The sequence below is a fragment of the Pseudomonas sp. D3-10 genome (assembly GCF_051132175.1).
Classification (GTDB): Bacteria; Pseudomonadota; Gammaproteobacteria; order Pseudomonadales; family Pseudomonadaceae; genus Aquipseudomonas.
Genome location: NZ_CP071668.1, coordinates 775,721 through 790,000 on the forward strand (window position 1 = coordinate 775,721; position 14,280 = coordinate 790,000).

Annotated in this window: 13 protein-coding genes; 5 read left to right on the forward strand and 8 right to left on the reverse strand. The window is 59.5% G+C overall.

The window, feature by feature from the left end; translation table 11 throughout:
* Position 1: 1 nt before the first annotated feature.
* Both J3P90_RS03300 and J3P90_RS03305 read right to left on the reverse strand, forming a co-directional pair.
* Complete coding sequence (locus J3P90_RS03300) at positions 2 to 172, reverse strand: hypothetical protein (RefSeq protein WP_420766300.1); 171 nt, start codon at positions 170 to 172, stop codon at positions 2 to 4.
* Positions 173 to 325: 153 nt separating this feature from the next.
* Complete coding sequence (locus J3P90_RS03305) at positions 326 to 1,339, reverse strand: zinc-binding alcohol dehydrogenase family protein (protein ID WP_434675826.1); 1,014 nt, start codon at positions 1,337 to 1,339, stop codon at positions 326 to 328.
* Between the two features lie 357 nt (positions 1,340 to 1,696).
* Between J3P90_RS03305 and J3P90_RS03310 the strand changes: the two genes are divergently transcribed.
* Both J3P90_RS03310 and J3P90_RS03315 read left to right on the forward strand, forming a co-directional pair.
* Positions 1,697 to 2,431 carry an ArsR/SmtB family transcription factor gene (locus J3P90_RS03310; protein WP_420766302.1) on the forward strand — a complete coding sequence of 245 codons (735 nt, stop codon included), beginning with the start codon at positions 1,697 to 1,699 and terminating at the stop codon, positions 2,429 to 2,431.
* A gap of 85 nt (positions 2,432 to 2,516) precedes the next feature.
* Entirely contained in the window at positions 2,517 to 3,899 is a 1,383-nt protein-coding gene (locus J3P90_RS03315) for an MFS transporter (RefSeq protein ID WP_434560827.1), read from the forward strand.
* 116 nt (positions 3,900 to 4,015) lie between these two features.
* Here J3P90_RS03315 and J3P90_RS03320 read toward each other — a convergent pair whose 3' ends face one another.
* The gene (locus J3P90_RS03320; RefSeq protein WP_420766304.1) at positions 4,016 to 4,969 is read right to left on the reverse strand and encodes an adenosine deaminase; all 954 of its coding nucleotides are present in this window, start codon (positions 4,967 to 4,969) and stop codon (positions 4,016 to 4,018) included.
* A gap of 164 nt (positions 4,970 to 5,133) precedes the next feature.
* On the opposite strand from J3P90_RS03320, the gene J3P90_RS03325 reads away from it, so the two are divergent.
* Positions 5,134 to 6,225 carry a calcium:proton antiporter gene (locus J3P90_RS03325; protein WP_420766305.1) on the forward strand — a complete coding sequence of 364 codons (1,092 nt, stop codon included), beginning with the start codon at positions 5,134 to 5,136 and terminating at the stop codon, positions 6,223 to 6,225.
* A gap of 59 nt (positions 6,226 to 6,284) precedes the next feature.
* Here J3P90_RS03325 and J3P90_RS03330 read toward each other — a convergent pair whose 3' ends face one another.
* The 5 genes from J3P90_RS03330 to J3P90_RS03350 form a co-directional block, all read right to left on the reverse strand.
* Complete coding sequence (locus J3P90_RS03330; protein WP_420766306.1) at positions 6,285 to 7,643, reverse strand: 8-oxoguanine deaminase; 1,359 nt, start codon at positions 7,641 to 7,643, stop codon at positions 6,285 to 6,287.
* A 149-nt stretch (positions 7,644 to 7,792) separates the two neighbouring features.
* Positions 7,793 to 8,479 carry an SDR family oxidoreductase gene (locus J3P90_RS03335; RefSeq protein WP_420766307.1) on the reverse strand — a complete coding sequence of 229 codons (687 nt, stop codon included), beginning with the start codon at positions 8,477 to 8,479 and terminating at the stop codon, positions 7,793 to 7,795.
* 423 nt (positions 8,480 to 8,902) lie between these two features.
* Positions 8,903 to 9,496 (reverse strand): IMPACT family protein, encoded by a 594-nt coding sequence (locus J3P90_RS03340; RefSeq protein WP_420766308.1) that lies wholly within the window; start codon positions 9,494 to 9,496, stop codon positions 8,903 to 8,905.
* A gap of 6 nt (positions 9,497 to 9,502) precedes the next feature.
* Positions 9,503 to 10,165 (reverse strand): TetR/AcrR family transcriptional regulator, encoded by a 663-nt coding sequence (locus tag J3P90_RS03345; protein WP_420766309.1) that lies wholly within the window; start codon positions 10,163 to 10,165, stop codon positions 9,503 to 9,505.
* A 104-nt stretch (positions 10,166 to 10,269) separates the two neighbouring features.
* Complete coding sequence (locus J3P90_RS03350; RefSeq protein ID WP_420766310.1) at positions 10,270 to 11,190, reverse strand: LysR family transcriptional regulator; 921 nt, start codon at positions 11,188 to 11,190, stop codon at positions 10,270 to 10,272.
* Between the two features lie 122 nt (positions 11,191 to 11,312).
* On the opposite strand from J3P90_RS03350, the gene J3P90_RS03355 reads away from it, so the two are divergent.
* A complete protein-coding gene (locus J3P90_RS03355; protein WP_434607926.1) occupies positions 11,313 to 12,662 on the forward strand; it encodes an aspartate aminotransferase family protein in 1,350 nt (449 codons plus the stop codon).
* A 62-nt stretch (positions 12,663 to 12,724) separates the two neighbouring features.
* Positions 12,725 to 14,218, forward strand: a complete 1,494-nt coding sequence (locus J3P90_RS03360) for a CoA-acylating methylmalonate-semialdehyde dehydrogenase (RefSeq protein ID WP_420766312.1) — start codon at positions 12,725 to 12,727, stop codon at positions 14,216 to 14,218.
* The last annotated feature ends 62 nt before the right edge of the window (positions 14,219 to 14,280 follow it).

Sequence of the window (14,280 nt, forward strand, 5' to 3'; positions counted from 1 at the left end):
TTCAACCGGCCGCGCGCTGCTGATGTTCGGGAAAGTGATGGGGCGCTCGAATGCGCGCTTGCAGGGTGTTCGCGAAAGCCTGGGCTTCGGCTTCGGAGCGAAAGGTCACGACATGCTGGTCAAGGCGCACTTGCCATTGAGATTTTGCCACCTCTTTTATCAGGATCTTCATTGCTGACCTCCTCGTGTAAAAGATTGCGTTGCAAAGGCCTCGAGTGTAGACCCGATTGCGAGCGCAGTTGTGACAACGGTCAATTGTCGGACTGACGGTGCAGGCTTTTGTGGCGAGGGAGCAAGCTCCCTCGCCACGGGCGACTGCCCGGCATCAGAATCCTTCAAGCACGATCTTACCCTTGGCCTTCCCACTTTCAAGCAATGCGTGGGCTCGGCGCAGGTTCTCTGCATTGATCACGCCGAAATGTTCGCCCACCGTTGTTTTCAAGGTGCCGGCGTCGATCAATCCCGCCACGCGATTGAGCAGCTTGTGCTGTTCAAGCATGTCGGCTGTCTCGAACAGGGAACGGGTGTACATGAACTCCCAATGCAAGGACAGGCTCTTGCGCTTGAGCTTGGTCACGTCCAGGGATTTCGGGTCGTCGATGAGGGCCAGCTTGCCTTGGGGCGCCAAGGCTTCGACCAATTGATCCAGGTGCTGGTCGGTCTGGGTCAGGCTGGCCACGTGGGTCACTTGAGCCTGGCCTGCCTGCTTGAGGACTTCGCTCAGCGGCTGGCTGTGATCGACCACCAGGTCGGCACCCAGGTCACGCACCCAATCCACTGTCTGCGGTCGGGACGCGGTACCGATGACCTTGAGGCCGGTGAGCTGGCTGGCCAGTTGCGTCAGGATCGAACCCACGCCCCCGGCGGCGCCGACGATCAGCAGGGTCTGGCCGTGGTCAACCTGGCCTTCTTTTATCTGCAGCCGGTCGAACAGTAGTTCCCAGGCGGTGATCGCCGTGAGCGGCAGCGCGGCGGCTTCGGCGAAACCGAGGGTCTTGGGCATGTGGCCGACGATACGCTCATCCACCACATGCATTTCGCTGTTGCCACCGGCCCTGGCGATGGATCCGGCGTAGAACACCTTGTCGCCAGCCTTGAACAGCGTGACCTCGCTGCCCACGGCCTTGACGACTCCAGCCACGTCCCAGCCCAATACCTTGCCGGCACCGCCTTCTGGCTGCACGTTCTGGCGAACCTTGGTATCGACGGGGTTGACCGAGATGGCCTTGACCTCCACCAGCAAGTCTCTCGGGCCGGCAACCGGCTCCGGCAGCTCGACGTCTTGCAGCGCGCGAGGATCGCTGATGGGCAGTGATTGGTAATAGGCGATGGCTTTCATGAAGCGGCTCCGTGAGCAGGGACGATGGCGCCCATGTTTGGCGATTTGGGGGCGGGGTAAAAGCGGCTAAACCAACAGGCTCTTTCAGTGTTTTTTTGATAATGACCATTAGTCGCGGGCAAATAGAGATTTTTCCCTCACGCACAATCGCCTCCAAAGGTTTCTGGAGGACAGGAAACCTTGATCCGCACGCTTATACTAGCGGCCGCCTGTGTCAGCGTTGAAACGGGCACGACGGCAAGCGAAGTCCGCACGGGCATGCCGGTCTTCCAGGCGGTCAGCCGCTTTGGGCGGCACCTTCTTACGGGTCAATATGCCCCAAAGCAGTAGACAGACGATTCAACAGGGAGTGAATACATGGAACATGCACCTTGCATCAGCCAGATTGCCACGCTGCTGGCCGACCCAAAGCGTAGCGCGATGATGTGGGCGTTGATGGATGGTACGGCCCGACAGGCCGATGAATTGGCTTTGCTGGCCGGGCTTTCGCCCTCTTCGGCCAACGCCCATCTGGGGCGGTTATCCACGGGCGGTCTGTTGAAAGTCGAAGTCCGCGGCCGCAAGCGTTTTTTTCGCCTGGCGGCCCCCGAGATCGGTGCCGCCGTCGAGGCGTTGGCGAGTGCGACCCTTGCCAGCACGCCGCGACAGGTTCCAGAAGTTTTCAAACGCGGCCTCATGCCAACCAAGGCGCCGACGGCACCGGCTTCGCTGATGCGCGCCAGGCTTTGCGATGATCATCTGGGCGGTACCCTGGCGGCGGATCTGTATCAGCGATTGTTGGATGCCGGATGGCTTGAACAGGTTGAGCAGCGGGTAATCGTCACGCACAAGGGCGCGAACCAGTTGGCCGGGCGTGGCCTGTTCATCCAGGCACTGGCTCATCGCAACGCGCGCATTGCTTGCCCCTGCCCTGATTGGAGTGAGCGGCGCCCACACTTGGGTGGCGCGCTGGGGGCTGCGTTGCTGCAGTTGTTCATGCAATCGGGTTGGCTGAGCCTTCCAAATGACTCGAGGGCCCTGCAGGTGACCACCCTCGGCCAGCAGGAAATCCATCGGTTCGCCAGGCAGGACACCTTGGAAATGGCGCTCTAGGGCTGTCGGCAGGTCGCTATCAGCAATAGTCGCCTGTGAGGTTCGCGCACACTCGGTCTGGGGTTCTTTCGGATTGGGGAATGCAATGGACACTCACGTTTACAGTGCCGCGGAACGACTGGAGCGATTGCCGATCAGCGGCTATCACCGGGTCATATTCATCATCATCGCCTTGGCGTTTTTCTTCGACTCCATGGACCTGGCCATGATGACGTTCTTGCTGGGGTCGATCAAAACCGAGTTCGGCCTGAGTTCGGCCCAGGCAGGGCTGCTGGCCAGCTCGAGCTTTTTTGGCATGGTGGTGGGCGCCTCGCTGTCGGGCATGTTGGCCGATCGATTTGGACGAAAGCCGGTGTTCCAGTGGAGCATCGTACTGTGGGGGGTGGCCAGTTACCTGTGTTCCACCGCCCAGGACATCGAGACATTGACGTTGTTTCGTGTCCTGTTGGGCGTCGGCATGGGCATGGAGTTTCCAATCGCCCAGTCGATGCTTTCGGAGCTTATTCCAGCGAAGCGCCGTGGACGCTACATCGCCTTGATGGACGGCTTCTGGCCGCTGGGCTTTGTGGCGGCGGGCGTGTTGTCGTATTTCCTCCTGCCGGTGATCGGCTGGCGTGACATTTTCCTGGTATTGGCGGTGCCGGCGGTCTTCGTCCTGGTGATTCGTTTTTTCATTCCCGAATCGCCGCGTTGGCTGGAGCAGGCTGGCCGGGGCGATGAAGCGGATGCCGTGCTCAAGCGGATCGAAGACAAAGTCCGCGCCTCGCTGGGCACGCACGATTTGCCCGAGCCCATTCGCCTGCCGAGGCTGGCGACCGTGCCTGGCAACTTTTTCTCGGCCCTGGCGCAGATTTGGTCACCGTTGTACCGCCAACGCACGGTGATGATCTGGAGCGTCTGGTTCTTCGCCCTGCTCGGGTTCTACGGGCTGACGTCCTGGCTCAGCGCCTTGTTGCAGCAATCGGGTTTTGCGGTGACGCAGTCGGTCTACTACACGGTTCTGATTTCTCTCGGCGGGATCCCCGGTTTCCTGATGGCGGCCTGGCTGGTGGAACGTTGGGGGCGCAAGCCGGTGTGCATCATCACGCTGCTGGGCGGCGGGGTCATGGCATTTCTGTATGGCCAGAGCGCGGTGTTCGGCGGCAACGTCGGCCTGCTGATAAGCACCGGACTGTTGATGCAGTTCTTCCTGTTCGGCATGTGGGCGGTGCTTTACACCTATACACCGGAGCTTTACCCCACCTCGGCGAGAGCCACGGGATCGGGCTTTGCCTCGGCGGTCGGACGCATCGGTTCGCTGCTTGGCCCCTTGGTAACAGGGTTGGTATTTCCGATCACCGGGCAAGGCGGTGTGTTTGCCCTGGGCGCGCTGTGCTTTGCGGTGGCGGCGGGTGTGGTCTGGTTGTACGGAATGGAGACGCGGGGCAAGACGCTGGAGGAGTTGAGCGAAGCGAATGTCGCTGACTGAACACAGTCTCCTGTGGGAGCGAGCTTGCTCGCGATAGCGCCGGGTCAGCCAACATCAATGTTGAATGATCGACCGCCATCGCGAGCAAACTCGCTTCCACAGGCGTTGAGACGGGCTTAAGGTTTTACAAGTCGCGCATCCAGGCTGTTTTGCGCCAAGCGCTTGGCCTGGTCTTGAGTCATGCCCAAATGCGTATGCAGCGCATGGAAGTTTTCGGTGACGTAGCCGCCGAAATACGCCGGGTCATCGGAGTTCACCGTTACCTTCACGCCGCGTTCGAGCATATCGAGGATGTTGTGCTGCGACATGTCGTCGAACACGCAGAGCTTGGTGTTGGACAACGGGCACACCGTCAGCGGGATTTGCTCGTCGATGATTCGCTGCATCAGCCGTTCATCTTCGATTGCCCGAACGCCGTGGTCGATGCGCTGGATCTTCAGCAGGTCCAAGGCTTCCCAGATGTACTCGGGCGGACCTTCCTCGCCAGCGTGGGCGACGGTCAGGAAACCTTCGTTTCGCGCGCGGTCGAACACCCGCTGGAATTTGCTTGGTGGATGGCCCATCTCCGAGCTGTCGAGGCCGACGGCCACGAACGCGTCACGGAAAGGCAGCGCCTGGTCGAGGGTCTGCTCGGCCTGTTCTTCGCTCAGGTGGCGCAGGAAACTCAGGATCAGGCCGCTGGTGATGCCCAGTTGCTGTTCGCCGTCCTTGAGGGCGGCGGCGATGCCGTTGAGCACCACTTCGAATGGAATGCCGCGATCGGTGTGGGTCTGGGGATCGAAGAACGGTTCGGTGTGGATCACGTTCTGCGCCTTGCAACGCAGCAGGTAGGCCCAGGTCAGGTCATAGAAATCCTGGGAGGTGCGCAGCACGTCGGCGCCCTGGTAGTACAGGTCGAGAAATTCCTGCAGGTTGTTGAAGGCGTAGGCCTGGCGCAGGGTGTCAACGTCGTTCCATGGCAGGGCGATCTTGTTGCGTTCGGCCAGGGCAAACAGCAACTCGGGCTCCAGCGAGCCTTCCAGGTGCAGGTGCAGTTCAGCCTTGGGCAAGGCGTTCAGCCAGTCGTACATGTCTTTTTCTCATCAGCGAATCGATGGCGGGCATTCTACAGGGGTAGGCGCCGATGTCTGGTAAAACCTGACCGGCTGATCCACTACGCAGGCCGCATCCGCACGAAACGTTCCCGGCCCGTCACAGTCTAGTAGCTCATGACCCGTCCATTGCCAGGCCCACGATGTTCTCGTTGATCAAGCAAGAAAAACTGCTGTTGTTGGCCCTGCTCGCCGCCTTCGTCGCCTACCCGCTGGAACATTGGTTTCTGGGCAGCGGGCAGGCCGTGGCGCTGGCGAGTGGGTTGGTGCTGATCGGTTTTATTGTTTCTGCGTCCATGCGCGTTGCTCATCACGCGGAACTGTTGGCGGAAAAGGTTGGCGATCCCTACGGCACCATGATCCTGACCTTGTCGGCGGTGCTGGTGGAAGTCGTGATCCTGGCGATCATGATGAGTAACGAAGCATCACCCACCCTGGTACGAGACACGATTTATTCTGCGGTCATGCTCGACATCAATGGCATTCTCGGGCTCGCGGCTTTGATGGGGGGGCTCAAGCATGGCGAGCAGGTCTATAACGATGACTCGGCGCGCACCTACAGCGTGATGATTCTCACCGCCATGGGCGTGTCGATGGTGGTGCCGGAGTTCATTCCACAGGAAAACTGGAAACATTATTCGGCGTTCACCATCGGCGCGATGGTCGTGTTGTATACCTTGTTCCTACGGATGCAGGTGGGACCCCACAGCTATTTTTTCAGCTACAGCTACCCGCAAAAGCGCCGCAGGAAAGAGCCCGTGGAAACCGAGCCGAAACCCATCAGCCTGGCATTTTCAATCGGCGCATTAGTGTTTGGCGTAGTGGTAATCGGTGCGCTGGCAGAAGTCATGTCCAAAGCCATCGACCTGGGGCTGGAGGGCTCCGGCGCGCCGCCAGTGGTCACGGCAATCCTGGTGGCGGCCATCTCCGCTGCGCCGGAGATCCTCACGGCCCTGCGCGCAGCCCTGGCCAATCGCATGCAGTCGGTGGTCAACATCGCGCTGGGGGCGTCGTTGTCCACCGTGATCCTGACCGTGCCGGTGATGGAAGCGATGGCGCTCTACACCGGGCAACCTTTCCAGATGGCGATGACGCCGGTGCAGACGGTGATGATTTTCATCACCCTGATCGTCAGCGCCATCAACCTCAACGATGGCGAAACCAACGCCATCGAGGGGATGACCCATTTTGTGTTGTTTGCGACGTTTGTGATGTTGTCTTTGCTGGGCCTTTAGCTTGTCAGAGTCCTTGTGGGAGCGAGCAGACTCGCTCCCACATTCGTCCTTTGATTGGGTCACGATGCAGCAATCAGCTCCCGCGCGGCCTGGCTGTGATCGGCAATCAACCCTTTCAGGTCGAGGCCTTCGATCTGTCCGTCGATCACACGCCACTCGCCTGCAACCATCACTCGATCCGCCCGATCGGCACCGCACAGCAGCAGTGCCGAGATCGGGTCGTGGCTGCCGGAAAAGCGCAACTCATCAAGTTTGAATAGCGCCAGGTCAGCCTGCTTGCCCACCGCCAATTCACCGATGTCGCTGCGCCCCAGCAATTGCGCCGAACCCCGGGTCGCCCAGCCCAGTACCCGTTCCGGTGTGATCGCTTGTGCGCCGTAGCGCAGGCGCTGGATGTAGAGCGCTTGGCGGGCTTCCAGGATCATGTTTGAGGCATCGTTGGAGGCTGAGCCATCAACCCCCAGGCCCAGCGGGGCGCCGGCGGCGGTGAGTTCAAGCGTCGGACAGATCCCCGAGGCCAGGCGCATGTTCGAGCTGGGGCAATGACAGATACCGGTGCCGGCGGCGCCGAGACGGACGATTTCGTCCGGATTGAAATGAATGCCATGGGCCAGCCAGGTGCGCGGGCCCAGCCAGCCGACGCTGTCCAGGTAATCGACGGTGCGCAGGCCGAAGCGTTGCAGGCAGAAATCTTCTTCGTCGAGGGTTTCGGCCAGGTGCGTGTGCAGGCGTACGTCGAGTTTTTCCGCGAGTTCGGCGCTGGCGCTCATGATCTCGGGCGTGACTGAAAACGGCGAGCACGGCGCCAAGGCAATCTGGATCTGCGCGCCATCGCCTCGTTGGTGATAGCGGGCAATCAATCGCTGGCTGTCGTCGAGAATCACCTGGCCCTGCTGGACGGTCTGTTGCGGCGGCAAGCCACCGTCGGCTTCGCCCAGGCTCATGGAGCCGCGAGTCAGCATTGCGCGCATGCCCAGCTCGCGAACGCTTTGAACCTGCACATCGATCGCATTTTCCAGGCCTTGCGGGAACAGATAATGATGATCGGCCGCCGTCGTGCAGCCTGACAGCAGCAGTTCAGCCAGCGCCACTTTGCTTGCCAGCGCGAGTTTTTCTGGCGTCAGTCGTGCCCATACGGGATAGAGGGTTTTCAACCAAGGGAATAACGGCTGGTTGACCACCGGTGCCCAGGCGCGGGTGAGGGTCTGATAGAAGTGGTGATGAGTGTTGATCAGCCCAGGCAGGATTACATGATCGCGGGCGTCAAAGACTAGGTCGCAGGGCTGGCGAGGTTGCTGGCCGAGGCCCAGCAGTTCGACGATCGCACCGTCCTGCAGGACGAGACCGCCACGGGCATCGAGGCCGTTGGCCGTGAAGACGGCGAGGGGATTTTTTAACCAGGTACGGGTCGCAGGCATGATGGCCGGCTCCTCTGAAAGTGGGTTCAGGTTAGCCAGCTCAGTGATGCCCTGTCTGCTGATCCAGGGGCGCCATGGGAGGGCGCGGGTCGGAGTTTACTCAGGTTGTTCGGCACATATCCAGTACCCGGCGACGTAATGGGTGGCGTTTACCAGGGAATCGTCTCGCCCCTGTAATTGACGAAGTGATGCCCGCCCTTGCCGGTGAAGGCATTGACCTGGTCGATCAGCCCACGGGTACTGGTCGGGACGTCTATCTCGGCACCTTCACCGCCCATGTCGGTCTTCACCCAGCCCGGATGCAGGGACAGTACGGTCAGCGACTGCTCGCCCAATTGACTGACGAAACTGTTGGTCATTGAGTTGAGGGCGGCTTTGCTTGCCTTGTACAACGCCAGTTCCGGCGCGTCGGGCATGGTCACGCTGCCCAGTACGGAGCTCATGAAAGCCAGCACGCCGCTACGTTCGCGAATCTGCCCGACGAAGCGCTGGGCCAGATTGATCGGTGCCACTGCGTTGGTGAAGAACAATTGGCCCACCTCCGCCAGCGTTGCGCCGCCAGGGTTCTGATTGGCCGGGCCCTTTACGCCGGCGTTGACGAACAGCAGGTCGAAGATTTCGCCCTTGAGTTGCTGGCTCAAGGCGATGACGGCTTGCTGGTCGTCCATGTCGAGCCTTTCGATTCGCACCGGACCCAGCGCTTTCAAGGCGTCCGCGTGCTGCGGGTTGCGCACGGTAGCAGTGACGTTCCAGCCGTCGCTGAGCAACGTCTTTACCAAACCCAGGCCCAAGCCCCTGGAAGCACCGATGATCAATGCATTTTTCGCCGAATTCATGAAGGCATCCTTGAAAGAAAAGGCCATGGATTTAATGGACAACATTGCCCGAGCCGTTGTTTCAACTCGTGACGCAACGCGTCGGGTTTGTATCACCGTATCGATTGATTAAAAATTGATCAAGCGGCTGCGGTCCATGCCGTTACTGAGGCTGCTGGACCCATGAACGGGTTATCCACAGCTTGTTCCACAGTAATTGTGCGCAAGCTCCAAGGTCGGGAATAAGCCCCGGGCGGCTTTCTTCTAAAGGTGATAAAGCGCCGCAAGTGATTGTTTTGCTGACGGATCTCTGAAGTCTGGATGTCCCTGTACGAAAAATGTACAAATCCCCGAAAGCCGCATGACAGAAGGGTTACAGCGTGGTACGCCCAGGTTATCCACAAGCGGGTGCACAGCGCGTGTGGGCAAATCCGCGTTTTGCCGTCACACGGCGGTCTCACGCTCCAGGCGTATGTGCCCGCGACTCAGGTCGGCCAGCCGTGCCTGCAGCGTTTCGATGTGTTCTTCGCCCACCGCCAATTGAAGCTCTACACCATCGGCGGTGAAATGCTCGGCGTTCACCAACCCCCCGCATTCGGTTGTGCGCAGTTTCACCAGGGCCAGTTCCGCGAACCCGCAAACGCAGCGCAGCCCCACGCGGCTGATCAATTCAATCTTCTCGGCGTTTTGCAGGCATTTGTTTGCACCGCCGCCGTACGCCCGCGCCAACCCACCGGTCCCCAGCTGGATTCCGCCGTACCAGCGGATCACCAGCACCACCACCTGATCGCAGGCTTGGGCCTGGATGGCTGCCAGGATCGGACGTCCGGCGGTACCGCCTGGTTCGCCATCGTCGCTGCTGCGGTACTGGTTGCCGAATTTCCAGGCCCAACAATTGTGCGTGGCGGCCAGGTCGCTGTGCTGTTCGATAAAGGCCTGGGCCTCGGCAGGGCTGTTGATGGCGGCGGCAAGGGTAATGAAACGGCTTTTGCGGATTTCTTCACGGTACTCACAAAAGCCGGCGAGGGTATAAGGCATGTAGTCCTAGGATCTGTATGAGAGGTCAGGTGTCAGGCCGCAGCCTTTTAGAATGATACGGATCAAGTTGTCGCCAGCGTCGATCATGTCTTGCTTGGTCAGCTTGCTGCGACCGGTCACGCGGCAGATCTGGGTAGCAAAGTCGGCATAATGCTGGGTGCTGCCCCATAGCAGGAAGATGAGATGCACCGGATCGACCGGGTCCATTTTTCCTGCATCGATCCAAGCCTGGAAAACAGCCGCTCGGCCCTTGAACCAGGCCTGATAGTCCTGGTTGAAATATTCGCTCAGGCACTCGCCGCCGCTGATCACTTCCATGGCGAAGATCCGCGATGCCTGAGGTTGGCGCCGCGAGAACTCCATCTTGGCGCGAATGTAGCGGGTCAATGCCTGCGCCGGATCGTCTTCGGCCGTCAGGGAATTGAACGTGCTGTCCCATAACTCGATGATGTTGCTCAATACCGCCACGTAGAGCCCGAGCTTATTGGTGAAATAGTAGTGCAGGTTGGCCTTGGGCAATCCAGCCTTCAAGGCAATCGTATTCATGCTGGTGCCCTTGAAACCGTGACGGGCGAACTCATCCTCGGCGGCCCTGAGGATGGTCTCTTCGTTCTGTTGACGAATGCGGCCGGTAGGCTTGCCGCCATGGGCGGGAACTTCAAAAGTCATGGACGTTTCCGGGCTGGGTCTGTGGGTGCGGGCAAATGCGTTCATAGCGCACCGGCGCGGATCAGACAAGTGCTGCGGCTATAAAAGCGGCACGTTGAAGAAATTCAGCGTGTTGCCGCGAGATTTTCGAGGAAGTTTTCCAGCACCAAATGAGGGCGACGCCCCTTGCGCGTGACCGATGCCAGGCTCAGGTCGTAGAAACGCGCGAAGGGTTTGAGCGCGCGTAGGCGACCTTGTTGTACCCAGAGATTGGCGTAGTGATCCGGTAGATAACCGATATAACGACCCGTGAGAATCAGAAACGCCATGCCTTCGCGGTCCGATGCGCTGGCCGTGCAGTTCAGTGCCTGGTAATGGGCCTGGATGTCGGCCGGCAAGCGAAAGGTTGGCGCGATGGCGTCCTGGGTATTGAGGCGAGCGTCTTCGAGTTGCTGGTCGTCCACGTAAAACAGTGGATGACCGACCGCGCAATACAGCAGCGAGCGTTCGCTGTAGAGCGGTTGGTATTCAAGACCCGAAAGGGCGCTGGCCTGGGGGACCACGCCGACGTGAAGGCGACCGTCGAGTACGCCTTGCTCGACTTCGTTGGGTGCGATCATGCGAATCTGGATTTGCACGTCTGGCCCGCGTTCTTTCAACTGGGCCAAGGCGTGGGTGATACGCATATGCGGCAGGGTGACAAGGTTGTCCGTCAGGCCAATGATCAATTCGCCGCGTAAATGTTGATGGAGGCCGTTGACCTCGGTACGGAAACTTTCCAGCGCACTCAATAGTTGCAGCGCCGACTGATAGACCTCGCGACCTTCTTCAGTCAGGGAAAAGCCCGCGCGGCCACGCTGGCACAAGCGCAGCCCTAGGCGTTGTTCAAGATCATTCATCTGCTGGCTGATAGCCGAGCGGCCGATCCCGAGGACCGTTTCGGCGGCAGAAAAACCACCGCATTCCACCACGCTGCGGAAAATGCGCAGCAAGCGGATATCGAAGTCGCTGACCTGGGCCAGCGGATCGGAACGACGCATGCTCATAGTTTAGTAATCCGCTGACTGAAGGTTAGAAAAGCTGGGTTTCACCGACTTTATCGCCGTGGCAACGTAGTCGCAAGAACGCTCCTGATTTCATACCGTTTATGTCTTGCGAGGTTTTGTCGATGAACATGCCCGAACACGCTGTCGGTTCCCTGGCCAGCCAGCTCAAGCTGGACGCTCATTGGATGCCTTATACGGCCAATCGCAATTTCCAACGCGACCCTCGCCTGATCGTCGCCGCCGAAGGTAGCTGGCTGACCGATGACAAGGGACGCAAGGTCTACGATTCGCTGTCGGGATTGTGGACGTGCGGCGCCGGGCACACCCGCAAGGAGATCCAGGAAGCGGTCGCCAAGCAACTGGGCACGCTCGATTACTCGCCGGGATTCCAGTATGGACATCCGTTGTCGTTCCAATTGGCGGAAAAGATCACCAACCTGACCCCGGGCAACCTCAACCATGTGTTCTTCACCGATTCAGGTTCCGAGTGCGCCGATACCGCAGTGAAGATGGTTCGCGCTTATTGGCGCCTCAAGGGGCAGGCCACCAAGACCAAGATGATCGGTCGTGCCCGCGGTTATCACGGTGTGAATATTGCCGGCACCAGCCTGGGCGGCGTCAGCGGCAACCGCAAATTGTTCGGCCAAGCCATGATGGATGTTGATCATTTGCCCCATACCTTGCTGGCCAGTAACGCCTATTCCCGCGGCATGCCCAAGGAGGGCGGGATCGCCTTGGCCGATGAGCTGTTGAAGTTGATCGAGCTGCACGACGCTTCCAATATCGCCGCCGTGTTTGTCGAGCCGATGGCTGGGTCCGCCGGTGTGCTGGTGCCGCCAGAGGGATACCTGAAGCGTCTGCGGAAAATCTGCGACCAGCACAACATTTTGCTGGTGTTTGACGAAGTGATCACCGGGTTCGGTCGTACCGGCGCGATGTTTGGTGCCGACAGCTTTGGCGTGACGCCGGACGTGATGTGCATCGCCAAGCAAGTCACCAACGGTGCAATTCCGATGGGGGCGGTCATTGCTAGCAGCGAAATCTACCAGACGTTCATGAGCCAGCCGACGCCTGAATATGCCGTGGAATTCCCCCATGGCTATACGTACTCGGCGCACCCAGTGGCGTGCGCGGCGGGACTGGCGGCGTTGGACCTGCTGCAAAAAGAGAATCTGGTGCAGGGTGTGGCCGAGGTGGCGCCGCATTTCGAGACCGCATTGCATGGCTTGAAAGGCTCGAAAAACGTTATCGATATTCGCAACTTTGGCTTGGCCGGGGCGATCCAGATCGCCCCCCGTGACGGTGACGCTATCGTGCGTCCTTTCGAGGCGGGAATGGCACTGTGGAAGGCTGGGTTCTATGTGCGCTTTGGCGGCGATACCTTGCAGTTCGGGCCGACGTTCAACAGCAAGCCGCAGGACCTGGATCGCCTGTTCGACGCAGTTGGTGAAGTGCTGAACAAGATCGACTGATTTCTTCTATATAGAGAGACGCTCGTTAATGGGCGTCTGGTGATCAATTTCCTGGAGTCCCCATGAGCCTCATCCCGCATTTGATCAATGGCGAACTGTTGAGCGATAACGCCCGTACAGCCGATGTGTTCAACCCGTCCACCGGCCAGGCAATCCATCAAGTACCGCTGGCGGATCGCGCAACTGTCCAGCAGGCGATCGATGGCGCCAAGGCCGCTTTCCCGGCCTGGCGCAACACGCCGGCGGCGAAGCGCGCCCAAGTAATGTTCCGTTTCAAGCAACTGCTGGAGCAGAACGAGTCGCGCATCGCCCAGTTGATCAGCGAAGAACACGGCAAGACCCTGGAAGACGCGGCGGGGGAACTCAAACGGGGTATCGAAAACGTTGAGTTTGCCTGTGCGGCGCCGGAAATCCTGAAGGGCGAATACAGTCGCAATGTAGGGCCGAATATCGATGCTTGGTCAGATTTCCAGCCTTTAGGTGTCGTGGCGGGTATCACGCCGTTCAATTTCCCGGCAATGGTGCCGTTGTGGATGTACCCGCTGGCTATCGTCTGTGGGAATTGTTTCATTCTCAAGCCGTCGGAGCGCGATCCGAGTTCGACACTGCTGATCGCCCAGCTTTTGCTGGAAGCCGGTTTGCCCAAAGGTGTATTGAGCGTAGTCCATGGCGACAAGGCGGCGGTGGATGCTTTGATCGAGGCGCCGGAGGTAAAAGCGCTGAGTTTTGTCGGGTCGACACCAATCGCTGAATACATCTATGCCGAAGGTACTCGTCGAGGTAAGCGCGTCCAGGCGCTGGGTGGGGCGAAGAACCATGCGGTGCTGATGCCGGATGCAGATCTGGACAACGCAGTCAGCGCCTTGATGGGCGCGGCGTACGGTTCGTGCGGTGAGCGCTGCATGGCGATTTCGGTAGCGGTATGTGTCGGCGATCAAGTAGCGGATGCCCTGGTGGCCAAGTTGGTGCCGCAGGTCAAGGCACTGAAGATCGGTGCGGGGACTTCTTGCGGACTGGACATGGGGCCGCTTGTTACCGGGCAGCACCGCGACAAGGTCAGTGGGTATATAGAGGAGGGCGTGTCGGCGGGGGCATCATTGATTGTCGATGGTCGTGGCTTGAGCGTTGCTGGGCACGAGGAAGGCTTTTTCCTGGGTGGCTGCCTGTTTGACCGCGTGACGCCTGAGATGCGCATCTACAAGGAAGAAATCTTCGGGCCGGTGCTGTGTATCGTCCGGGTCAATAGCTTGGAAGAGGCGATGCAACTGATCAACGATCACGAATATGGCAACGGCACCTGCATCTTTACCCGTGACGGCGAAGCGGCGCGGTTGTTTTGCGATGAGATTGAAGTCGGCATGGTTGGCGTCAATGTTCCATTGCCAGTGCCTGTCGCCTATCACAGCTTCGGTGGTTGGAAGCGTTCACTTTTTGGTGACTTGCATGCCTATGGTCCGGACGGGGTGCGTTTTTATACCCGTCGCAAGGCCATTACCCAACGCTGGCCGCAGCGTGCCAGCCATGAGGCTTCGCAGTTTGCATTTCCCAGTTTGTAACCTGTAAGTGAAGAGGCCGGCGCCCGTGGGCGTCGGCCTCTGTATTTCCGGGGTTTCTGACT